This is a genomic window from Streptomyces humi (assembly GCF_001005085.2).
GTDB classification, from domain to species: Bacteria; Actinomycetota; Actinomycetes; order Streptomycetales; family Streptomycetaceae; genus Streptomyces; species Streptomyces humi.
Window position 1 is genome coordinate 61,117 of record NZ_LBMU02000091.1, and the last position, 20,435, is coordinate 81,551.

The 20,435-nt window shown below is 73.6% G+C and carries 21 protein-coding genes; 10 read left to right on the forward strand and 11 right to left on the reverse strand.

All coding sequences use genetic code 11. The annotated features are described in order from the left end of the window. Genes AAW13_RS36240 through AAW13_RS36260 form a run of 5 tightly spaced genes read left to right on the forward strand, consistent with a single transcriptional unit; the run spans window position 1 to window position 6,251 of the window. Window positions 1-957 (forward strand): ABC transporter permease, encoded by a 957-nt coding sequence (locus AAW13_RS36240; RefSeq protein ID WP_046729692.1) that lies wholly within the window; start codon window positions 1-3, stop codon window positions 955-957. Then, window positions 954-1,853, forward strand: a complete 900-nt coding sequence (locus AAW13_RS36245) for an ABC transporter permease (RefSeq protein ID WP_046729691.1) — start codon at window positions 954-956, stop codon at window positions 1,851-1,853. Before AAW13_RS36240 ends, AAW13_RS36245 begins: the two co-directional genes overlap by 4 nt. Continuing rightward, complete coding sequence (locus AAW13_RS36250) at window positions 1,853-3,580, forward strand: dipeptide ABC transporter ATP-binding protein (protein WP_046729690.1); 1,728 nt, start codon at window positions 1,853-1,855, stop codon at window positions 3,578-3,580. Before AAW13_RS36245 ends, AAW13_RS36250 begins: the two co-directional genes overlap by 1 nt. Further along, window positions 3,577-5,586 carry a CocE/NonD family hydrolase gene (locus AAW13_RS36255; protein ID WP_046729689.1) on the forward strand — a complete coding sequence of 670 codons (2,010 nt, stop codon included), beginning with the start codon at window positions 3,577-3,579 and terminating at the stop codon, window positions 5,584-5,586. The genes AAW13_RS36250 and AAW13_RS36255 overlap by 4 nt, the downstream gene beginning before the upstream one ends. Next, on the forward strand, window positions 5,583-6,251 hold the full coding sequence (locus tag AAW13_RS36260) for a TetR/AcrR family transcriptional regulator (RefSeq protein WP_046729688.1): 669 nt from the start codon (window positions 5,583-5,585) through the stop codon (window positions 6,249-6,251). Before AAW13_RS36255 ends, AAW13_RS36260 begins: the two co-directional genes overlap by 4 nt. Before the next feature lie 157 nt (window positions 6,252-6,408). On the opposite strand, the gene AAW13_RS36265 is transcribed toward AAW13_RS36260, so the two are convergent. Next, window positions 6,409-7,005: a YdcF family protein gene (locus tag AAW13_RS36265; protein WP_046729687.1), complete on the reverse strand. Its 597-nt coding sequence runs from the start codon at window positions 7,003-7,005 to the stop codon at window positions 6,409-6,411. 65 nt (window positions 7,006-7,070) lie between these two features. Further along, window positions 7,071-7,526 carry a MarR family winged helix-turn-helix transcriptional regulator gene (locus AAW13_RS36270; protein ID WP_046729686.1) on the reverse strand — a complete coding sequence of 152 codons (456 nt, stop codon included), beginning with the start codon at window positions 7,524-7,526 and terminating at the stop codon, window positions 7,071-7,073. 107 nt (window positions 7,527-7,633) lie between these two features. Here AAW13_RS36270 and AAW13_RS36275 point away from each other — a divergent pair, with 107 nt between their 5' ends. Together AAW13_RS36275 and AAW13_RS36280 are read left to right on the forward strand one after the other, a co-directional pair. Beyond that, a complete protein-coding gene (locus AAW13_RS36275; protein WP_046729685.1) occupies window positions 7,634-8,695 on the forward strand; it encodes an aldo/keto reductase in 1,062 nt (353 codons plus the stop codon). After that, window positions 8,692-9,804, forward strand: a complete 1,113-nt coding sequence (locus tag AAW13_RS36280; protein ID WP_046729684.1) for a Gfo/Idh/MocA family protein — start codon at window positions 8,692-8,694, stop codon at window positions 9,802-9,804. Before AAW13_RS36275 ends, AAW13_RS36280 begins: the two co-directional genes overlap by 4 nt. 39 nt (window positions 9,805-9,843) lie before the next feature. On the opposite strand, the gene AAW13_RS36285 is transcribed toward AAW13_RS36280, so the two are convergent. Further along, window positions 9,844-10,101: a hypothetical protein gene (locus AAW13_RS36285; protein ID WP_046729683.1), complete on the reverse strand. Its 258-nt coding sequence runs from the start codon at window positions 10,099-10,101 to the stop codon at window positions 9,844-9,846. A 50-nt stretch (window positions 10,102-10,151) separates the two neighbouring features. Further along, a complete protein-coding gene (locus tag AAW13_RS36290) occupies window positions 10,152-11,048 on the reverse strand; it encodes an NAD-dependent protein deacetylase (RefSeq protein WP_046729682.1) in 897 nt (298 codons plus the stop codon). 312 nt (window positions 11,049-11,360) lie between these two features. On the opposite strand from AAW13_RS36290, the gene AAW13_RS36295 reads away from it, so the two are divergent. Beyond that, window positions 11,361-11,903, forward strand: coding sequence for an EF-hand domain-containing protein (locus AAW13_RS36295; protein WP_046732907.1), 543 nt, complete (start codon window positions 11,361-11,363; stop codon window positions 11,901-11,903). 39 nt (window positions 11,904-11,942) lie between these two features. Here AAW13_RS36295 and AAW13_RS36300 read toward each other — a convergent pair whose 3' ends face one another. Then, window positions 11,943-12,380 carry an HflX-like GTP-binding protein gene (locus AAW13_RS36300; protein WP_240528839.1) on the reverse strand — a complete coding sequence of 146 codons (438 nt, stop codon included), beginning with the start codon at window positions 12,378-12,380 and terminating at the stop codon, window positions 11,943-11,945. Window positions 12,381-12,465: 85 nt separating this feature from the next. Then, on the reverse strand, window positions 12,466-13,056 hold the full coding sequence (locus tag AAW13_RS36305; RefSeq protein ID WP_046732906.1) for a TetR/AcrR family transcriptional regulator: 591 nt from the start codon (window positions 13,054-13,056) through the stop codon (window positions 12,466-12,468). 86 nt (window positions 13,057-13,142) lie between these two features. Between AAW13_RS36305 and AAW13_RS36310 the strand changes: the two genes are divergently transcribed. Beyond that, window positions 13,143-14,075, forward strand: coding sequence for an alpha/beta fold hydrolase (locus AAW13_RS36310; RefSeq protein WP_046732905.1), 933 nt, complete (start codon window positions 13,143-13,145; stop codon window positions 14,073-14,075). 46 nt (window positions 14,076-14,121) lie between these two features. Here the strand turns inward: AAW13_RS36310 and AAW13_RS36315 are convergent, their stop codons facing one another. From AAW13_RS36315 to AAW13_RS36335, 5 genes are read right to left on the reverse strand one after another with little or no spacing between them, the layout of a single operon-like run. Beyond that, the gene (locus AAW13_RS36315; protein WP_046732904.1) at window positions 14,122-14,655 is read right to left on the reverse strand and encodes a DinB family protein; all 534 of its coding nucleotides are present in this window, start codon (window positions 14,653-14,655) and stop codon (window positions 14,122-14,124) included. Between the two features lie 55 nt (window positions 14,656-14,710). After that, window positions 14,711-15,721: a Rieske (2Fe-2S) protein gene (locus AAW13_RS36320; protein WP_046732903.1), complete on the reverse strand. Its 1,011-nt coding sequence runs from the start codon at window positions 15,719-15,721 to the stop codon at window positions 14,711-14,713. Further along, the gene (locus AAW13_RS36325; RefSeq protein WP_046732902.1) at window positions 15,718-16,797 is read right to left on the reverse strand and encodes a phytoene/squalene synthase family protein; all 1,080 of its coding nucleotides are present in this window, start codon (window positions 16,795-16,797) and stop codon (window positions 15,718-15,720) included. Before AAW13_RS36325 ends, AAW13_RS36320 begins: the two co-directional genes overlap by 4 nt. Then, window positions 16,794-18,335, reverse strand: coding sequence for a phytoene desaturase family protein (gene crtI / locus AAW13_RS36330; RefSeq protein WP_046732901.1), 1,542 nt, complete (start codon window positions 18,333-18,335; stop codon window positions 16,794-16,796). Before crtI ends, AAW13_RS36325 begins: the two co-directional genes overlap by 4 nt. Next, window positions 18,332-19,573, reverse strand: a complete 1,242-nt coding sequence (locus AAW13_RS36335) for a polyprenyl synthetase family protein (protein ID WP_063777095.1) — start codon at window positions 19,571-19,573, stop codon at window positions 18,332-18,334. Before AAW13_RS36335 ends, crtI begins: the two co-directional genes overlap by 4 nt. Window positions 19,574-20,110: 537 nt before the next feature. Here AAW13_RS36335 and AAW13_RS36340 point away from each other — a divergent pair. Then, the coding region (locus tag AAW13_RS36340) for a lycopene cyclase family protein (protein WP_240528841.1) at window positions 20,111-20,435 on the forward strand (325 nt) is incomplete at its 3' end.

The window sequence follows — 20,435 nt, forward strand, 5'->3', positions numbered from 1 at the left end:
ATGCTGTCGTTCACCCTGCGCCGGCTGGCCTCGGCCGTCGGCACCCTGTTCCTCTCCTCCGTCCTGGTCTTCCTCGCCGTACAGGCCCTCCCCGGTGACGTGGCCACCCAGATCCTCGGCAAGGACGCCACCCCCGACGCCGTGGCGGCCCTGCGCCAGCAGCTCGGCCTCGACCGGCCCGCCTGGGAACGCTACGTCGACTGGATCAAGGGCGCCCTGCACGGCGACTTCGGCACCTCCCTCGTGTCCGGCAAGGGCGTCGGCGGCGAAGTCGCCCAGTACCTCGGCAACTCGGCACTCATCGCCTTCGTCACCGTCCTCTTCGCGGTGACCGGGTCCCTCGTCCTCGGTGTCCTCGCCGGCCTCTACCGCGACCGCTGGCCCGACCACCTCATCTCCACCGTCAGCCTCGTCGGCATGAGCGTCCCCGAGTTCGTGGTCGCCACCGTCCTGGTGCTGTGCTTCTCCGTCGCACTGCCCTGGTTCCCCGCGGTCGTCCTGTACGGCCCCGAGGCGGGCGTCGGTCAACTCCTGCCCGCCGTATGGCTGCCCGCGCTCGCGCTCGCCGTGGTCATGGCCGCATACATCGTGCGCATGGCCCGCACCTCCGTCATCGACGTGATGGCCGGCGAGTTCGTCACCACCGCCCGCCTCAAGGGCCTGTCCACCTGGCGGATCGTCACCCGCCACGCGCTGCCCAGCGCCCTGCTGCCGACCCTGCACGTGATCGCCCTCAACGTCGCCTGGCTCGCGGGCGGGGTCGCGGTCGTCGAGAACGTCTTCAACTACCCCGGCATCGGAAAGCTGATGCTCTCCTCCGTGCAGAACCGCGACCTGCCCGTCATCCAGGCCATCGCCCTCGTCAGCGCCGTGATCTACGTCGTCTGCAACCTCGCCGCCGACCTCGGCGCCATGGCCCTCAACCCCAGGCTCCGCACCCGAGGGAGGACCCGGTGACCGCACTCGACACCACCCCGGCGACCACGGCCGCCACTCCGGCGGGCCCGCACGCCGTCACCCGCGCCTGGCGCGCCCTGCGCTCCTCCCGCACCGCCCTGGTGGGCCTGGCCGTCGTCGCCGTCCACATCCTCGTCGCACTGCTCGCACCGCTGCTCACCTCCTACGACCCGATCGCGGGCGACGCCTCGCAGGCCCTGCTCGGCCCGAGCCCGCAGCACTGGGCCGGCACCGACCAGTACGGCCGTGACGTCCTCGCCCGGGTCCTGTACGGCGGCCGGTACGCGCTCGGCGTGTCCGTCGCCGCCACCCTGGTCACCGTCGCCCTCGGCACGGTCGTCGGCTGCGCCGCCGCCCTGCGCGGCGGCTGGTTCGACGACCTGCTCGGCCGGGTCCTGGACGCGATCCTGTCCGTGCCGTCGATCCTCGCCCTGCTGGTCGTCGTCACCGCCCTCGGCACCGGACCCGCGGTGATCGTCCTCGCCATCGCCGTCGTCTACGTCCCCCAGGTCGTCCGCGTGGTGCGCGGCGCCGCGCTGGCCGTCGTCCCCATGGACTACGTCACCGCCGCCCGCGCCCGCGGCGAGAGCACCTGGGCGATCCTGCGCCGTGAGGTGCTGCCGAACATCACCGACGTGGTCTGCGTCGAGTTCGCGATGCGCGCCTCCTGGGTGGTGCTGCTGATCTCCTCGCTGTCCTTCCTCGGTTTCGGCGCCGACCCGCCGACCCCCGACTGGGGGCTGATGGTCGCCGAGAACCGCACCGCCATCACCGTCGTCCCGATGGCGAGCCTGGCCCCGATCATCGCCCTGGCCACCCTCGTGGTCGGGCTCAACCTCGCGGCCGACGGCCTCGCCAAGGCGTGGGGCGTGGACCGGATCAGGGAGGGTTCCTGATGACCTCTGTCGTTTCCGTCGACTCCCTCTGTGTCGCCTACCGTTCGGGAGGCCGCGAGGTGCCGGTCGTGCGCGAGGTGTCCCTGGAGGTGGCGCCGGGCCGGACCCTCGCCCTCGTCGGCGAGTCCGGCAGCGGCAAGTCGACCGTCGCCGCCACCCTGCTGGGCCACCTGCGGCACGGCTCCCGGGTCACCGGCGGCCGTGTCCACGTCGACGGGCGGGACGTGTTCGCGCTGCCCGCACGGGAGTTGCGGCAGCTGCGCGGCGGGACCGTCGCCATGGTCGCGCAGAACGCCGGACAGGCGCTGACCCCGACCATGCGCATCGGCCGGCAGATCGCGGAGGCGGGCGGCGAGATGCCGGTCGTCGACCTGCTCGACCAGGTCCGCCTGCCCCGCCCCGCCGAACTCGCCCGCCGCTACCCGCACGAACTGTCCGGCGGCCAGCAGCAGCGCGTCGCCATCGCCATGGCCATCGCCGCCCGCCCCAAGGTCCTGGTCCTCGACGAACCCACCACCGGCCTCGACGTCATCACCCAGCGCGGCGTCCTCGACCTGATCGCCGCCCTGCGCGACGAACTCGGCCTGGCCGCCGTGCTGGTGAGCCACGACCTCGGCGTGGTCGCGCACCTGGCCGACGAGGTGTGCGTCCTGAACGCCGGCCGGGTGGTGGAGGCGGCGGCCACCCGCCGCCTGTTCACCGCACCCCAGGACCCCTACACCAAGCGGCTGTTGGCGAGCGTGCCGCGCCTGGACGACCCGGGACTCGCGGTCGTGAACGAGGCGGGGGAGCGGACGGTCCGCGCCAGGGCCGCCGTCCCCGACGGCGCGCCGGTCGCCGTCGCCGCGAGCGACGTGACCGTCGACTACGGCAGCGCGCGTGCCGTGCACGGGGTCTCCTTCGCCGTCCGCCGGGGCGAGGTCCTCGCCCTGGTCGGCGAGTCGGGCAGCGGGAAGTCCACGCTGGCCTGGACCCTGGCGGGGCTGCGCACCCCGTCCGGCGGCACCATGAGCCACGAGGCCGGGGACCTGGGCCGCCCCGCCCCGAAGCGCCCGCTCGCACTGCGGCGCCGGGTCCAGCTCGTCTTCCAGAACGCCGACACCTCCCTCAACCCCCGCCGCTCCGTGGGCGACGCGGTAAGCCGCCCGCTCCGCTTCTTCGGCACCGCCACCGGCCGCACCGACGCCGACGAACAGGCCCGCCGGCTCATCTCCGACGTACGCCTGGACCCGGCGCTCGCCGACCGGCTGCCCGCCCAGCTCTCCGGCGGTCAGCGCCAACGCATCGGCATCGCACGCGCGTTGGCCGGCGAACCGGACGTCCTGATAGCGGACGAGATCACCACCGCGCTGGACGTCTCCGTCCAGGCCGAGGTACTGCGCCTCCTGGACGACCTGCGCCGGGAGCGCGACCTGGCCTGCCTGTTCATCAGCCACGACCTCGCCGTGGTGCGCGGCGTCGCGGACCGCGTCGTCGTACTGCGGCGCGGCGTCGTGGTCGAGGAAGGACCCACCGAAGCCGTCTTCGGCGCGCCCGGACACCCCTACACCAGGCGGCTGATGGCGGCCGCTCTAGAACCCGACCCCGACGCACCCGGCCTGCCCGAGGACACCCCCGAGTGGGTGGACGCGGCCGGCACCGACGGCATCTGGACCGACCTCGGCGACGGCCACCGCGTCCGTCACTGGCAGCCCGTCAACACCCCCGTGGCCGAAGGAGTCTCGTGAAGTACCGCGAACAGTTCGAGCGCCAGGTCGTCCGCGAGGACGTCTGGATCCCCACCCGGGGTGGCGAGACCCGGCTGCACGCGCGGATCTGGCGGCCCGCCGACGCCGAGGCCGCCCCCGTACCGGCACTGCTCGAATACCTCCCGTACCGCAAGAGCGACTGGACCGCGCCCCGCGACGCCCAGCGGCACCCCTGGTACGCGGGGCACGGCTACGCCTCCGTCCGCGTCGACATCCGCGGCCACGGCGACAGCGAGGGCACCCCCGGCGACGAGTACGACGCCCAGGAACTCGCCGACGGCGTCGACGTCGTCAACTGGCTCGCCGCCCAGCCCTGGTGCACCGGCAAGGTCGGCATGTTCGGCATCTCCTGGGGCGGCTTCAACTCCCTCCAGATAGCCGCCCTCGCCCCCGAACCGCTCAAGGCGGTCGTCACCGTCTGCTCCACCGACGACCGCTACGACAACGACGTCCACTACACCGGCGGCGCCGTCCTCGGCATCGACATGCTCGCCTGGGCCGGCACCATGCTGGCCTTCGCCTCCCGGCCGCCGGACCCCGCGAACGTCGGCACCGACCGCTGGCTCCCCATGTGGCGCGAGCGCCTCGACGCCCTCGAACCCTTCCTGCACACCTGGCTCGACCACCAGCAGCGCGACGCCTACTGGAAGCACGGCAGCGTCTGCGAGGACTACACGTCCATCGACGCCGCCGTCCTCGCCGTCGGCGGCTGGCACGACCCGTACCGCGACACGGTGTTCCGCCTCGTCGAGCACCTTCCGTCCGACCGGGTGCGCGGGCTGCTCGGCCCCTGGTCCCACCAGTACCCCGACCGCGGACTGCCGCCCGGCCCGGCCATCGGCTTCCTCCAGGAGACCCTGCGCTGGTGGGACCAGCACCTCAAGGACACCGACACGGGTGTCATGCGGGAACCGCTCCTGCGCGCCTGGATCAACGACCCCGTCCCGCCCGCCACTTCGTACGACGTGATGCCCGGCCGCTGGGTAGGGGACGACAACTGGCCGTCCCCCAGGGTGACCTGGAGCGAGCGTGCCCTGGCACCCGGCAGCCGCGCCCCGGTCCTCGTCCGCTCCCCGCTCCACACCGGAGTGGACGCCGGCCGGTTCTTCCCCTTCGGCAACGCCGGTGACCTGCCGCCCGACCAGCGTGAGGAGGACGGCCGTTCGGTCTGCTTCGACTCCGAACCCCTCGCCGAGCGCGTCGAGATCCTGGGCAGGCCCCGCGTCCGGCTCCGCCTGGACAGCGCCACCGCACGGGCGCACGTGATCGTCCGGCTCTGCGACGTCGCACCCGACGGCTCCTCGACGCTCGTCACCCGCGGAGTGCTCAACCTGCTCAGCCGGCACGGGCGGGACAGGGTGGTGGAATGGACCCCGGGGACCTACGAGGACGTCGAGGTCGAACTCACCGGAAACGGCTACGCCTTCCCGCCCGGACACCGCGTCCGGGTCGCCGTCTCCGACGCCTACTGGCCATGGGTGTGGCCGCACGGCGAGCGTGGCGAACTGCGGGTCGTGCCCGCCGACAGCGCCGTGCTGCTGCCGGTGCGGGCGGCGGGGGAGGAACCGCCGATCGCCTTCGAGGAGCCGGAGCAGGCCCCGCCGCTGCCGGTCACCCACGACGCGCCCGCCGAGGTCCGGCCCGCCCGGCTGGTCACGCACGACGTGGCGGCGGGGGAGTGGACCCTGGAGGTCGACCCCGACTACGGGGGATCACGGACGTATCCGGACGGCCTCCGCTACGAGGAGAGCGCACGGGAGACGTACCGGATCCGCGCCGGCGACCCGCTGTCCGCGAGCGCCGTGTCCCAGTGGCGGATCCGGCTGCGGCGCGGCGACGACTACGACGCTGAGATCATGGCGCGTACGGAGCTGCGCGCCACGGCGGCGGACTTCGTCACGGACAGCCGTATCGAGGCACGGGCGAACGGAGAGACAGTGGTCAAGCGGTCCTGGCAGCACACCAGCGCGAGGACGTCGGGATGACCGCCGCCAAGCCGCAGCGCTCCGCGAAGCCCCCGCGCCGGGCCGTCGCCGCCGCCGAGCGCACCCGCCAGCCCACCGAGGTGCGCCGGCGGCTGATCGTCGAAGCGGCCGTCCCGCTGATCGCGGAGCGCGGCTACGCCTCGGTGGGCGTCCGGGACGTCGCCGCCGCGGCCGGGGTGTCGGTCGGTACGGTGACCTACCACTTCGGCAGCGTGCAGGAGATCCTGTCCGAGGCGATGGTGCTGCACATCGAGCGCTACTACGCGGAGCTCAGTGAGGCCGCCGAGCAGGCGGGCAGTGGCGCCGAGGCACTTCGGCTGCTCGTCGATGCCCTCTTCACCGAGGACACCGACCGGCACTGGCGGATGTGGTTCGACTACTGGCACGCGGGCGAACCGGCCACCGACGAGGCGTTCGCGCGCGGCCAGGCCGAGCGGTACGCGGCCTGGCACCGCCAGATCCGCGCGCTGGCCGAACGGGGCGTCGCGGAAGGCGAGTTCAGCGGCAGCGACCTCGACGGCTTCACCGTCCGGTTCGCCGCTCTCGCCGACGGTCTCGCCCTCCAGCGGCTGCGCCAGTCGCCCCCGCTCAGCACCGAGGACGCCCGCCGCCATCTGAACCGCCTGGTGGAGACGGAGCTCACCGCTCGCGGCGACCACGCCTGAACGGCGCCACCGGTCGCGCGCACGACGCCGGAACGCCGGTCAGCCGCGTCCCGACCCGGCCGGGCGCGGAAGCCGGCGCGGCTGTCCGGACGGTTCCCGACCGACTGGGCAGCACGGCGGCGGGCAGCACGGCAGCGGGGAGCACGGCGGCGGGCGGCTACCGCAGGGCCCTTCGTTCGTCGGCCTCGAGTCCGCGGAGTGTCCTGAGCCCGTACAGGGCCAACAGCGGCTTGAGGACCGTCCACTCGCCGGGGCGGTAGTCGTCCGCGCGCACCAGCTTCTCCGCGAGATCGGGGCGCTGTCGCCGCAGGTACGCCCGGGCCTTGAGCGCATGAGCCGGTTGGGAGGCGATCTTGATGAGGTCCACGTCCTCGATCAGTGGGATCACGTTCGTGATGTTCTCCCACGTCGTCGCGCTCTGGTCCTCCAGGAGCACCGTGCCGTCGAACTCCCCTGCCGAGGCCGCGTAGTCAGCCATCAGCTTGGCCTCGGCAACGCTGCTGCCGGTCGCACCGCCGCTGAAGACCACGACGGTCCGGTGCGTACCGCCGCTGACGGAGCGAATTCCGACACGGACTCGCCACCGATTGATGAAGTTCGCCGTCGCCTGAGGGTTCCGGAAGCCCAACACGATCACGGCCTCGGAGGCGCCCTCGCGGTTCCCCACCAGAATCCGGGACCAACGCCAGTTCAACCACTCGCCCCAGGCCAGAGCCGCAACTCCCGCCATCACCAAGCCGGTTCCTCGCCGCATACGGTGACTCTAGGGCACCTGGGTGCCGGCCGGGAAAGGCCGCGAAGGGCTTCGTGTCGCGGCGGCTACAGCCGACGGAGCACCGAGCTCAGCGTCTCGATCTCCCGCGCGGAGAGCTTGTCGGTGAAGTGGCGGCGCACCGCGGCGTCCAGACCGGGTCCCACGGAGGTGACGGCCTGGCGGCCGGAGTCGGTGAGGGTGACGGTGACACCGTCGGCACGTTCGCGGGTGACGAGTCCACGCTTGCCCATGCGGGTGAGCTGGTGGGAGATGCGCGTGCGGTCCCAGCCGAGCGACGCGGCGAGTTCGCTCTGACGCAAGGAGCCCCCCGCCTTGTCGAGGTTGACGAGGATCGTCAGGTCCGGCTCGGACAGGCCCGCCGCCTCGGCGGTGTCCGCGATCACGCGGGCTCGGACGATCTCGTGGGCCCGCTTGAAGGCCGACCAGAGATCGACGGGCTCCGGCGGGGTGGCGTCCAGGAACTCGTCCGGGTCGCATGCACCGCTTCCCGATGTTGACATATCAACGCGCCTCTTCCTAGTGTTGAAATGTCAACGCTAACAGGTGGCCGTGCCCTCGGCAGCCCTGCCGTGCGCACCCACCCTCACTCGTCCCCGCGGAAGGATCCATGCAGACCCGACTCCTCGGTACCGGCGGCCCGCAGGTCGCCCCTCTCGCACTGGGCTGCGCCGGCATGTCCGACCACACCGCTCCCACCGACGAGGCCGACGCCATCGCCACCATCCACACCGCACTCGCCGCCGGCGTCACCCTCCTCGACACCGCGGACTTCTACGGCATGGGCCACAACGAGGACCTCATCCGCCGCGCACTCCGCGCCGGCGATCGCGAAAAGGCGCTGCTGAGCGTCAAGTTCGGCGCTCTGCGGGACCCCGGCGGAGCCTTCGTCGGCATCGAGGGCCGCCCTGCCCACGTGAAGAACGCGCTCGCCCACTCGCTGCGCCGCCTCGGCACCGACCACGTCGACGTCTACCGACCCGCCCGCCTCGCCCCGGACACCCCGATCGAGGACACGATCGGTGCCGTGTCCGAGCTGGTACAGGCGGGATACGTGCGCCACATCGGGCTCTCCGAGGTGGGGCCGGAGACCATCCGTCGCGCCCACGCGGTGCATCCCGTCTGCGACGTACAGATCGAATACTCCTTGTTCAGCCGTGATCCCGAGACCAACGGCATCCTGGACACCTGCCGCGAACTGGGGATCGGCGTCACGGCCTACGGGGTCCTCGCACACGGGCTGCTCACCGGAACGTACCGACAGCCGGTCGGCGGCGAGCCCCGCGCCCACTGGCTGCCCCGCTTCCACCCCGACAACCTCGCCACGAACCTCGCCCTCGCCGACCGGCTGCGACCCCTCGCCGACGCGCACGGCGTCAGCGTCGCGCAACTCGCCACCGCCTGGGTCATCGCCCAGGGCCGGGAGCGCGGGACCGTCGTGGCCGTCGTGGGCACCCGCCGACCGCACCGCGTGCGGGAGGCTCTGGCCGCGGCCGACATCACCCTGACCGCGCAGGAACTCTCCGCGATCGAGGAGGCCGTCCCGGCCGGCGCGGTGGCAGGAACCCGGTACGCCAGACCGCTCATGGCGCTGCTGGACAGCGAACGCGGCCCGAAGCCGGCCGGCGCGCACACGGAACCGACCGTCGACAGGACAGGCAGCGCCTCATGAACACAGCTGAGTCACGGATCGCCGAGCTGGCCCGGTCCGGGAAGCGGATCGGAGTGGGGGTGATCGGACTGGGGGCGCACGGGAGCTGGGCCGAGCGCTCTCACCTTCCGGCCCTGCGCGCCGTGCCGGGTTTCGAGCTCAGGGCCCTGAGCACGAGCTCGAAACAGTCGGCGGAGCGCTCCGGACAGAAGCACGGTGTGTCCCGCACCTTCGGGTCCGCGGCCGAACTGGTCGCCTGCGACGAGGTGGACCTCGTGGTCGTGGCGGTCAAGGTGCCGCACCACCGGGAACTGGTGGAGGTGGCGCTGAGCGCCGGCAAGAGCGTGCTGTGCGAGTGGCCGCTGGGCAACGGGCTCGCGGAAGCCGAGGACATGGCGCAGCGGGCGAGCGGCCGCGCCGTGCCGACCGCGGTCGGGCTCCAGGCGCGGTCGCATCCCGTCCTCGCCTACGCGCGGGATCTCGTGGCCGACGGCTACGTGGGGGAGGTGCTGTCCACGACGGTCGTCGGCTCCGGCGGTGCGTGGGGAGGCACCGTCGGCCCCGGCGATCACTACGTGCTCGACGCCGCCAACGGCGCGACGCTGCTGACCGTTCCCTTCGGCCACACCCTCGACGGCCTCGCGTCCGTCCTGGGAGAGCCCGAGGAACTGCGGATCGAACTGGCTTCGCGGCGCAAGTCCGCCGTGGACACCGAGAGCGGACAGCCCGTGCCCATGACCGCCGCGGACCAGGTGGTGGCCTCGGGACGGCTGCCGGGCGGCGCGGTGGCCACCTTCCACTACCGCGGGGGCACGGCCCGGGGCACCAACTTCCGCTGGGAGATCAACGGCACCGAGGGCGACCTCGTCCTCACCGCCCCGGTCGGCCACCTCCAGCTCAGCCCGGTCACCCTCGAAGGCGGGCGCGCCACGTCCACCGAAGTCGCTCCCCTGACGGTGCCGGAAGCATACGTTCGAGTCCCGCGACTGGACCCCCGAGCCGACGCGCCGGCCTACGCGGTCGCTCATGCCTACCGGCAGTTCCTGGACGACCTCCGCGAGGGCACGTCAGGCGTACCCGATTTCGCGCACGGCGCCGCCCGGCACCGCAGCCTCGAAGGGCTCAGCTGACGACGCGCATACTTCCGGCCGGGGTGGCGCCCGCGTCCCTCAGCCGTCCGGGCTCAGCTCGGTGTGCACCAGGTCCACCAGGTCGTCGGCCTCGGGGGTCCGGGAGTCCCGGGGGACCTGGTAGTAGCCGCCGAGGGTGGCGATCACATCGGTGCGGGAGTCGTCGTACTCGTGGCCGTCGTCCTGCCACCACCAGACCGTGTCCCGGATCTCCTCCTTCGACAGGCCCCCGGACAGGACGATGTCCCGGCCCTGGACCTTCCCCGTGATCCTGGCGGAGTTCACATCGGCTGCCATGTACCACGTCTCCCTTCGTCCACGGCTGCGGATACCCGCCGGACGGTGGCTCAGTCCGCCGGCCCGGCGACCGGGACGCCGAGCCGGCCGGCGACGGTGGTCAGGGCCGCTCCCAGCGGGAGGGCCACCCGGGTGAGGGCGTGCGGGTCGCCCCGGGTCGGGTCCCGGTTGACGATCAGCACCGGCTTGCCCTCCCGCGACGCCTGCCGGACGAACCGCAGCCCGGACATCACCGTCAGCGACGAGCCGAGGACCAGCAGCGACGCCGCCTCGCGGACCAGGCGCCGGCAGTGCTCGACGCGCTGCGGCGGCACCGCCTCGCCGAAGAACACCACGTCCGGTTTGAGGACGCCCCCGCAGTCGGCGCACGCCACCACGCGGAAGTCGCCGACCTGCGCGTCGGTGAGGTCGGCGTCACCGTCCGGGTTGATCCCGGCCGCCACCGGGTCGAAGCCCGGGTTCTCCGCCTCCAGGCGCCGGGCCAGCTCACGGCGCGGGCTGAAGGTGCGGCAGGAGAGGCAGACGACCCGGTCCAGGCTGCCGTGGAGCTCCACGACGCCCTCGCTGCCCGCGGCCTGGTGCAGACCGTCGACGTTCTGGGTGATCACACCCGAGACCCGGGCGTCCCGGGCGAAGGCGGCCACCGCCAGGTGACCCGCGTTGGGACGGGCCTGCCCGAAGGTGCGCCACCCGAGATGGCTGCGCGCCCAGTACCTGCGGCGCGCCTGGGCGCTCCCGGTGAAGTCCTGGTACGTCATCGGGGTGTGCCGGCTCAGGCTCCCGCCCTCGCCCCGGTAGTCGGGGATGCCCGACTCCGTGGAGATGCCCGCCCCGCTGAGCACCAGGACCCCGCCGGTGTTCAGCGCGTCGACGACCGGCTCCAGGTCGGTGGTGCCCGGCGGCAGGTCCGCGGCCGGGGTCCAGCTCAGGGTGGGGCGCATGCGCATGCGACCAGGGTAAGGAATCGCCGGCGGCCCTGGCGGGCCCTGGCGGGCGCGGGCGGGCGCGGGCGGCCGCAGGGGGACGACCCTCCGCCCGCCGCGGGTGAACCGGCGCCCGCCGCGGGTGAACCGGCGCCCGCCGCGGGTGAACGGGCGCCTGGTGCGGGCAAACCGACGCTCGGTGCGGGCAAACCGGCGCTCGGTGCACTGGTCCGGCTCGTGGGCGCGCGGGGCCTGGACGAGGTGAGCGCGAGCGCCGTTGCGGGGCGGTCGGCCACGGAAAGCATGTCCTCAGCACCACGCGTGAGGAGGCATGTGATGTCCAGTGAGTTCCAGCGGAACAAGCTCCAGGCCATGTTCGAGGCGTTCGACGCGGACGGCAACGGCTATCTGGAGGAGGCGGACTTCGTGGCCCTGGCGGACCGCTGGAGCAGGCTGCCTGGGGTGAGAGAGGGATCGGAACTGGCGGCGCGCGTGGACGGCGTGCTGAAGGGCTGGTGGCAGCAGCTGTCGGAGACCGTGGACACGGACCGCGACGGCCGGATCGACATGGAGGACATCCTCGCCATGGTGGATCTGCTGCCGACGATTCCCGAGGCCGTCACCGCCACCGCCGACACCATCTTCGACGCGGTCGACGAGAACGCCGACGGGCGCATCTCGCGCGGGGAGCACCAGCGCCTGGTCGACACCTGGCACGGACGGCCGGTCGAGACAGGCGGTGTCTTCGACCGCCTCGACCAGGACGCCGACGGCTACCTCAGCCGTCCCGAGTTCGCCACGCTGTGGACCCAGTTCTGGACCAGCGACGACCCCGGCGAACCCGGCAACCTGATGTGCGGCCCGATCGGCACCGGGTGAGGACACCGCCGCAAGCCCCGGCCTCCCGGCGGAAAGGGGCTACGGCGTGGCGAGGACGTCGGAGAGACCGGCGGCAGGGCGGCCGAGCAGTGCTGTCAACGTGCGCTGCTGGCGCTCGGTCAAGGGGGCGACAAAGATCACCGCGTCAGCGTCGGCCTGCTCGCAGACCTGGGCCACCTCGCGGACTTTCCCATGGGACAGCAGAGTCCGCGCGGAGTAGGGCAGGCCCATCCTCCGAACCCCTCCGTCCGAGACGCCTCGCCGTTGCACGACCTGCGCGACGACCCGTGCGCCGCGCGCTTCCAGCTCCGTGGCCGCCGACGCCATGAGCGTCCCGAAGTCCTTCTGCTTCGCGGAGAAGTAGCCGACCAGGACCACGTCGGCGCCCCCGGCCGGGAGCCGGAACGGCCGACGCCGGGCCGGCCTCGACGGGGCGCGGCGAGCCGGGCGCCGGTCGCGCCTGCGGGGCTGATGCATGCGGCACAGGCTAGACGCGTGGCCGTCGGCAGGGACACCGGGTTTCTCCGACCGGGCCTGGACGAGCAGGGCCAGGGCACTCGGCTCAGTCGCGGGCGTCGAGCGTCCGCGCGAGGGCGTCGAGGGTCACGTCGACGACGGCGCGCAGCTGTTCCGTACTCGTTCCGGCTCTGCTCATGACGGCGAGGGACTGGTTCACGGCCGCAAGGTGGGCCGCGTAGGACTCGGCGGTCTCGTCGGTCAGCCGGCCGGCCTTCAGAGCCGTGCGCAGCCGGGTGTGCTGGAAGCCGATCGCCTCCCGCGCGCGTGCCGCGACGCTCGCGCTCAGCACCGGGGTCGCCATGACGGTCTGGGCCACCAGGCATCCGTCGGGCAGACCGGGGTCCGCGATGCGTTCCAGGGTGACGTCGAAGAAAGCCCGCGCGGCTGCCAGCGGCCGGTCGGCGGCGCAGGACAGCGCGGCGTCGTACCTGTCTCCGTAGCGCGCGGTGTAGCGCTCCAGGCAGCGGAGGAAGAGCGTGTCCTTGTCGCCGAGGGAGGAGTAGATGGAGCTGCGGTTGAGCCCCGTCGCCCGGGACAGGTCGTCCACCGACGTGTTGGCGTAGCCGGCCCGCCAGAACTGGATCATCGCGGCATCGAGCGCCGTGGCGATGTCGAACTGCTTCTTGCCCGCCACGCCGCACCTCCCACTTGACCTGCCTTCTCGGTAGGGACCATCCTCCCATCTTGAACCACTCAGTTCAAGATGGGTTAGGGTGAGGCATGAGTCACTTCGCAAGCGCCGCCCCTGTCCCCGGCAACCCGATCCGCGGCCTCCCGCTGCCCGACCTGGCCGGTTTCACCCACCGTTGGGTCGACGCGGACGGCGTCCGGCTGCACGCCGTCGAGGGCGGTCGGCCGGACCGTCCAGCCGTCGTGCTGCTCGCCGGGTTCCCGCAGACCTGGTGGGCGTGGCACAAGGTGATGCCGGACCTGGCCGACCGGTTCCACGTCGTCGCGATCGACCTGCCGGGCCAGGGCCACTCCGAACGCCCGGACATCAGCTACGACACGCACACGGTCGCAGCGCACGTCCATGCCGCGGTCAAGGCGCTGGACGTCTCGGCGTACTGGCTGGTCGCCCACGACATCGGCGCGTGGGTCGCCTTCTCCCTCGCCCTGAAGTACCAGGACCAGTTGCGTGGCCTGGCGCTGCTCGACGCCGGCATCCCGGGCATCACACTCCCTGACGCCGTTCCGACCGACCCCGAACAGGCCTGGAAGACCTGGCACTTCGCCTTCCACCTCGTGCCCGAGCTGCCCGAGACACTGCTCGCCGGCCGCGAACGGGACTACGTCGGCTGGTTCCTGAAGGTGAAGACCCTCTCCTCCGACACCTTCGGCGACGCCGAAATCGAGCAGTACGCCGCGGCCGTGGCCGCCGACGGCGGTCTCCGTGCGTCCCTGGCCTACTACCGGGACGCCGCCGAGTCGGCGCGGAAGAACCACGAAGCGCTGGAACGACAGCGCCTGACGGTCCCGGTTCTCGGGATCTCCAGCAGCCACGGCTCCATCCCCGACATGGCGGCCTCCATCAAGCCGTGGGCCGACCACGCGACCGGGATCGTCGTGCCGGACGCAGGACACTTCATCCCCGACGAACAGCCCGGTGCCGTCGCCGCCGCGCTGACCGGCTTCATCACCGAGGCGGACTGAGACCGGCCGCAAGCGCCAAGTGCCGCGGCCGGAGGTGTGTGGGGACTCAGCTCGACGTACTCCCGTCGACGAGTTCGCGGACGACGTCCGCGTGGCCGTTGTGCTGGGCGTACTCCCTGATCAGATGCATCATGATGCACCGCACGTCGAGCTCACCGAAGCGGTGATGCGTGCGAACGTCATCCAGGGAGACCCCGGCGAGGATCTGGCGGCTGCGCTCGCACGCGGCCAGGTAACGTGCGACGTCCTCGTGCAGCGTCGCGCCGTCGTCCAACAGGAAGTCACCGTCCTTGCGGTTCGGCCAGCCGAAGGGCGCCGGTTCCTCACTCCGCTCGATGACGTTGACGAACCAGATGAGCTCGACCTTCGTGAGGTGGCGCACCAGTCCGTGCAGGGTGGTGAGAGACGGAACGACACGCTGGGCAGCCTGTTCCTCGGTCAACCCGTCGAGTTTCTTCAGCAGTTCGGCGCGAAGGAAGTCGAGCCACCCGGCCAGGGCCTCGCGTTCGGGCGCGACGGTGCGCAGGTCGACGGGCTTGAGCGGCGAAACGAAGGTCTGCGGACCAGAGGCGTCAGTCATGGGCGCATTGTCGCAGGCGAGGCCGACGCCGGTCCTGGTGGGCCGTACCAGGTGCTCACCCGGGGAAACGGCCTGTCGAACGCAGCGCCCAGCGTCGTTCGGCGTAGGCCAGGTCGTCGCGCCACAGACGGCCCGCCGCGTAGCGCATGACGGGGCGGAGCAGGGGAGCGCTCCGGCGGGCGGCGGCGAAGCCCCGACGCTCCGAGGTGGCGATGACCGCCTCCACCACCGCGGTGCGCGGCCTGCCCAGGCTGTCCGGGCCGAGCGGGGTGGCATGGGTCTCCACGACGGAGCCCTCCCCCTCGCCGCCGGTGATCCGCATGACGACCGTGCGCGGGCCCGGGGCGGTGAACACGGCACGGACCGGTACGACGAGCCGGCCGGCGAGCTTGAAGGAGACGTCGACCGTGAACGCGTCCTCGCCGTCGTCCCGCCCCGGGGACTCCACGACGGTGAGGTCGACGAAGGAGTACGGGTGGAACCAGGCCCCGTGCCAGGGGTCGAGGCGGTTGGCGACCACGTCGGCGGGTTCGCAGACGCCCTGCCCGGTGTACACGGCGGTCAACGCGCCTGCCGCGGCGGGCCGTTCGGGCACCGGCGGCCGGGCGGTGGGCTCCTCGCCCCCGGCGTCGTCCAGCCGCACCCACAGCAGCACCCCGTCGTCGTACGCGGGCCAGGGCTCCCAGCCGCCGAACGGCCCGCCGTCCAGGGCGAGTCCGTGCCAGTGGCAGACGAGGGTGCCGCACCGCACCGGGCTGTCCCGCAGCGGCGCCCCGAGGTGCGGGCAGATGCCGGGACCGGCGACGAGACGGCCCTCGCCGTCGCGCCACAGCACCACCTCCTGGCCCGCGACGGTGCGGGCCAGCGGGCGGTCCCCGGGGAGGTCGCCGGCCGCCCCGACGACGTACCAGTTGCCGCTGGGCCGCTGCTGCGCCCGCTTGAGGGCGTCGGCGATCAGCGCGGGCCGGGCCTCCCGCCAGGTCGGGCGCTGGCGTTCCCAGGCGACCGGGTCACGGCGCAGTCGCAGGGGCAGTCGGGCTCGCCGGGGCGGACGGTCGGACGTCACGCGGCCTCCTCGCAGGGGGTGGGCGGGGCAGCGGGTTCGCGGCGGGCGGCGAGCCGGGCCGCGGTGACCCGGAGCAGGCCGTCGGCGGCGACCAGCGCGCGGCGTCTGCGAGGGACCGCGGCCCGGCGGGTCAGTACCGCCCAGCCGTCGGCGGCGACGGCGTCCAGGATGCCGCCGTAGAGCACGAACGCCGTACGGATACAGGGCCGGGCGACCGGGTCGAGCATCGGCACGCCGGGGGCGGCACGCCGGTAGGCGGCGCGGGTGAGGTCGGCGAAGGCGCGCAGGGCCTCGGTGACCCGGCGGTCGGTGCGGCCGTCCTGCCGGCAGCGGCGCAGCAGTCCGGTGTCCACGCCGTGCGCGGCGAGCAGGTCCTGCGGGAGGTAGACGCGGCCGCGGTCGAGGTCCTCGCCGACGTCCCGCAGGAAGTTGGTGAGTTGAAAGGCGACGCCCAGTTCGGCCGCGTACGGGGCGGCCTCCGCACGGGGCACCACGGTGCCGAGGACGGGCAGCATCTGTAGGCCGATCACCGCCGCCGAGCCGTGCATGTACCGGCGCAGCGCCGCGTAGTCGGCGTACTCGGTGACCGTCAGGTCGCTGCGCATGGAGGCGAGGAAGTCGGTGAAGTGGCACCGGTCGATGGCGTAGCGGCTGCTGGTGTCGGCGAGAGCGGCGACCACCGGCGCGGCGTCCCGTACGCCGGTCCGTGCCCCTGGCAGGCCGCCCGCCAGGCCGCCCATCCGGCTGTCCGGCGGGTCGTACGGCAGGCCGCCGGGCCGGGCTGCCGCCAGGCCGCGGGTCAGGTCGTCGGTCAGGCGGTCGAGGGCGGCAGCGCGCCGGGCCGCCTCGTCGCCGGTGGGGGCGCCGGGGCCGTCCCCGAGCGAGTCGACGATGTCGTCGGCCCAGCGGGCGAAGCCGTACAGGGCGTGCACGGCGGGGCGTCGTTCCGGTGGCAGCAGGCGGGTGGCGAGGAAGTAGGTCCGGCCGTGCCGGGCGTTCAGCTGACGGCAGTGCGTGTAGGCGGCGCGCAGCCCAGGGTCGGTGATGCGAGCGGCGTCCAGCTCGCGGGCGGTCATGGACGTACTCCTTCGGCGGTCGGCCGGGCGGCCCGGCGGGCAGTGGTACGGGCACGGGGGCCGCCGGTGACGCGGGCCGCGGCCAGCTTCCCCGACAGCAGGACGGGCGGTACGCCCACCCCGGGGGTGGTGCCGCAGCCGGCGAGGACGGCGTTGGCGGTGCCGCGCACCAGGTTGCGCGGGCGGAACGGGCCGGTCTGGGCGAAGGTGTGCGCGGCGGAGAAGGGCGTACCCGCGGCATGCCCCTGCGCGCTCCAGTCGGCCGGGGTCACCAGGCACTCCTCCTCGATGGCGGACGCGATGCCCGCGAGGCCCCGGCGGTCGAGTTCGCGCAGCAGGCCGTCGCGGTAACGGGCGCCGAGCACGGTCCAGTCGGCGCTGCCCGGCCCGATGTCGGTGTTGGGGCAGGGGGCGAGGACGTAATGCAGATGGCGGCCCGGCGGGGCCAGGCCGGGGTCGGTCGCGGTGGGCCGGGTGATCAGCAGGGAGGGGTCGCTCATCAGCTCGCCGGTGTGCGTGAGTTCGCGGAAGGTGCGCCGCCAGGCACCACCGAAGGACAGCGTGTGGTGGGCCAGTTCGGGCCACGTGCGGTCGCAGCCGGCGTGCAGGACGACCGCCGAAGGGGCATGCCTGAGCCGCGCCGGGCGGCGCGGGACGCGACCCAACAGCCGGTAGGTGACCGGCAGATCAGGGGTCAGGACGACCGCGTCGCAGGGGATGCGCAGGTCGTCGGTCACCACGGCGGTGACGCGTTCACCGGCGCGTTCCAGACGGGTCACCCGCTGCCCGTGGTGGAACACCGCCCCCGCCTCGGCCGCCGCGTCGGCCATGGCCCGCGGCAGGGCGTGCATGCCGCCGCGCGGGAAGAACACCCCGGCGACGGTGTCCATGTAGGCGATCACCGCGTAGGCGGCCATCGCCCGCTCGGGCGGGACACCGGCGTACAGGGCCTGGAAGGAGAAGACGCGGCGCAGCCGCTCGTCGCGCAGGTGCCGTGCGACCCGCGCCTCCCAGCGGCCGAAACCGCCGAGCGCGGCGAGCCGGACCAGGCCGGGGCCGAGCAGTTGCAGCGGCGAGTCGAAGTCGGCGTCGAGGAAACGGCCGCGCTCGGCCTGGTAGAGCTGCCCCAGCCAGTGGCGCAGCCTGCGGTAGCCGGCCGCCTCGGCGCCCCCGGCGAACCGTTCGATCTCCGCCTCCATGGCCGCGCCGTCGGTGTGCACGTCGAGGGTGCTGCCGTCGGCGAAGCGCGCCCGGTAGGCGGGGTGCAGCTCGATCAGCTCGACGCGCTCGCGCAGCGAGGTGCCGACGGCGGCGAACGCCTCGTCGGCGATCTCCGGCATGGTGAGCACGGTGGGCCCGGTGTCGATCTGATAGCCGCCGAGCTCCATGCGGCCGGCACGCCCGCCGGGCAGGGTGTCGCGTTCGACGACCGTGACCCGACGGCCGGCGCCGAGCAGGTGCAGGGCGGCGGACAGACCGGCCAGTCCGGCGCCGACCACCACCACGTGGTCGGTCGGTCCCGCGATGCTCCGGGTCACCGGCCCGCCTCCGTTCCGGCGGCGGTGAGGGCGGCGGCGAGCGGACCGGCGGCCGGATCGGCGACCGGATCGGCGGGCGGACCGGCGGCCGGATCGGCGGCCGGATCGGCGGGCGGATCGGCGGCCGGATCGGCGGCCGGATCGGGCGCCTGGCCCGCCGCGCCGGTGATCTCGGCCAGCAGGTGGCGCAGCCGGCCTGCCGCGTCCGGTTCCAGGGCGGCTTCGCCGAGGTGGCGCAGGCAGCGCCGATTGAGCCGGGCGATTCGCGCCTCCACGTGGTGACGGGCCCCGGTGCCGGTGACGACCTCCCGTACTCCGGCCAGTTCGCCGTCGGTGAGATCGGCCCGGCCCATCGCGTGGTCGAGCACACCGAGCGCGTCGCGGTCGCCGGCGGCGACGGCGAGGGCCCGGGCCACGGCCAACGGGTAGGTCGGGGTGCCCTCGCGCACGTCGCCGCCGGACGGCTTGCCGGTGGCCCGGGGGTCGGCGAACAGGTCGTCGAGGTCATCCCGCAACTGGAAGGCGAGCCCCGCGCAGCGGCCCGCTCGGCGCAGCGTCCCGGTGGTGGCGTCGTCGGCACCGGCGAGCACCGCGCCCAGTTGCAGCGGCCGTTCCACCGTGTACAGGGCGCTCTTGAGGCAGGCAGCCCGGATCGACCTGGCCGGGGTGCCGGAGGACACGGCCTGGCCGCGCACGTCGAGGTACTGGCCCGCCACCATCTCGGTGCGCATCACCCGCCACACCTCGTGCAGCCGGTGCGCGATGTCGCGGGGCAGCGCGGGCTCCAGCAGCAGTCCGGCCAGGGTGTCGTCCGCCCAGGCCAGGGCGAGGTCGCCGGCGAGCACCGCGGTGGACGCGCCGAGCCGTCGCGCGGCGGGCCCAGGGGCGGTGCCGGCGTACTGCGCGGTCACGTCGGCGTGCAGCGCAGGCACGCCGCGGCGGGTGGCCGCCTGGTCCATCAGGTCGTCGTGGACGAGGGCACACGTCTGGAGCAGTTCCAGCGCCGCCGCCGTCCGCAGCGCCACGCGCACCTGGGCCCGGTCCCCGCCGCCGCAGGCCCGCATCGACCACCACAGCAGCCGGGGCCGGATACGGCGGCCGCCGCGCCGGGTGAAGCGGGCGGTCCGCTCGGCGACGTCCCGTGCGAACACCGGGTCCAGGCCGTGGCAGCCGGCGAGGCGGTCCGCGAGCAGTTCGCGCAGTTCCCGGCCCACGGCTTCCGGCACGTCCTGGTCCACGGCGCGCGCATCCCCGCAGGACGCCGGCTCACCGGTGCCGTGGGGGTCGGGCTCAGCCGGCGGACCCGGCACAGCGGGCGGGCCGGGCACAGCGGGCGGGCCGGGCACAGCGGGCGGCCTGCGCGGCGGATCTGCCGTGAGACGGCCGATCGCCTGGGTGGAACGCATCGCGGATCCTCTCGCCGGTCGGAGACCCGGACTGCCTGCCGGCAGGCCGGGTCGGTCGCGCTGTCGGTGCGGCGTGCCGGCCGCGACCGATGTCGGTACGGGCCGCCGCCCGCACGCCGTCGTGACACATTCCGCGCGGACGGCTCCAACGGATGCGCTGTTCGGTGGACATGCCGACGCGATGGGCGCCCACCGCACGACGCGAGGGGCGCCCAGCCGCGCGACACGCTCCCGGGTGCATCCGCCGGGGCCGATGCGCGGGAAGACTGGCCGAGCCTCTGGTCCGCAAGAGCCCGCTAGAGCCCGCTAGAGCCCGCAAGAGCCCGCAAGAGTCTGGAACTGGAAGAGGAAGAGGGAGCCGCCGTGGAAGTGGAGTCGGAGGTGGACGTCGCCGTCGTGGGCGCCGGGGCCGCCGGCCTGTCGCTCGCGCTTCGGCTGGCCCGCCCGCCCGCGGGCGGGCGCCGGGTGACCGCGGTACTGCTGGCGGCGCCACCGGGGCCGTTCCGGGCCGCGCGGCGCACCTGGTGCTACTGGGAGACGGGCGCGGGACCGTACGACAGTGCGCTGACGGCCTCCTGGGGGCGGCTGCGGGTGCGCTCCCGGGACGGGCGGACGGTGGACGCCGGGATCGAGCCGCTGCGCTACAAGATGCTGCGCTCCGACGCGCTGGAGGACCTGGCCGGCCAGGTGCTCC

Bases quoted from the DNA above. Each gene is read 5' to 3' on its own strand.
- AAW13_RS36240 (WP_046729692.1), top strand. From the start codon at position 1: ATGCTGTCGTTCACCCTGCGCCGGCTGGCCTCGGCCGTCGGCACCCTG.
- AAW13_RS36250 (WP_046729690.1), top strand. From the start codon at position 1,853: ATGACCTCTGTCGTTTCCGTCGACTCCCTCTGTGTCGCCTACCGTTCG.
- AAW13_RS36260 (WP_046729688.1), top strand. From the start codon at position 5,583: ATGACCGCCGCCAAGCCGCAGCGCTCCGCGAAGCCCCCGCGCCGGGCC.
- AAW13_RS36265 (WP_046729687.1), bottom strand. From the start codon at position 7,005: ATGCGGCGAGGAACCGGCTTGGTGATGGCGGGAGTTGCGGCTCTGGCC.
- AAW13_RS36270 (WP_046729686.1), bottom strand. From the start codon at position 7,526: ATGTCAACATCGGGAAGCGGTGCATGCGACCCGGACGAGTTCCTGGAC.
- AAW13_RS36275 (WP_046729685.1), top strand. From the start codon at position 7,634: ATGCAGACCCGACTCCTCGGTACCGGCGGCCCGCAGGTCGCCCCTCTC.
- AAW13_RS36280 (WP_046729684.1), top strand. From the start codon at position 8,692: ATGAACACAGCTGAGTCACGGATCGCCGAGCTGGCCCGGTCCGGGAAG.
- AAW13_RS36285 (WP_046729683.1), bottom strand. From the start codon at position 10,101: ATGGCAGCCGATGTGAACTCCGCCAGGATCACGGGGAAGGTCCAGGGC.
- AAW13_RS36290 (WP_046729682.1), bottom strand. From the start codon at position 11,048: ATGCGCATGCGCCCCACCCTGAGCTGGACCCCGGCCGCGGACCTGCCG.
- AAW13_RS36295 (WP_046732907.1), top strand. From the start codon at position 11,361: ATGTCCAGTGAGTTCCAGCGGAACAAGCTCCAGGCCATGTTCGAGGCG.
- AAW13_RS36300 (WP_240528839.1), bottom strand. From the start codon at position 12,380: ATGCATCAGCCCCGCAGGCGCGACCGGCGCCCGGCTCGCCGCGCCCCG.
- AAW13_RS36310 (WP_046732905.1), top strand. From the start codon at position 13,143: ATGAGTCACTTCGCAAGCGCCGCCCCTGTCCCCGGCAACCCGATCCGC.
- AAW13_RS36315 (WP_046732904.1), bottom strand. From the start codon at position 14,655: ATGACTGACGCCTCTGGTCCGCAGACCTTCGTTTCGCCGCTCAAGCCC.
- AAW13_RS36325 (WP_046732902.1), bottom strand. From the start codon at position 16,797: ATGACCGCCCGCGAGCTGGACGCCGCTCGCATCACCGACCCTGGGCTG.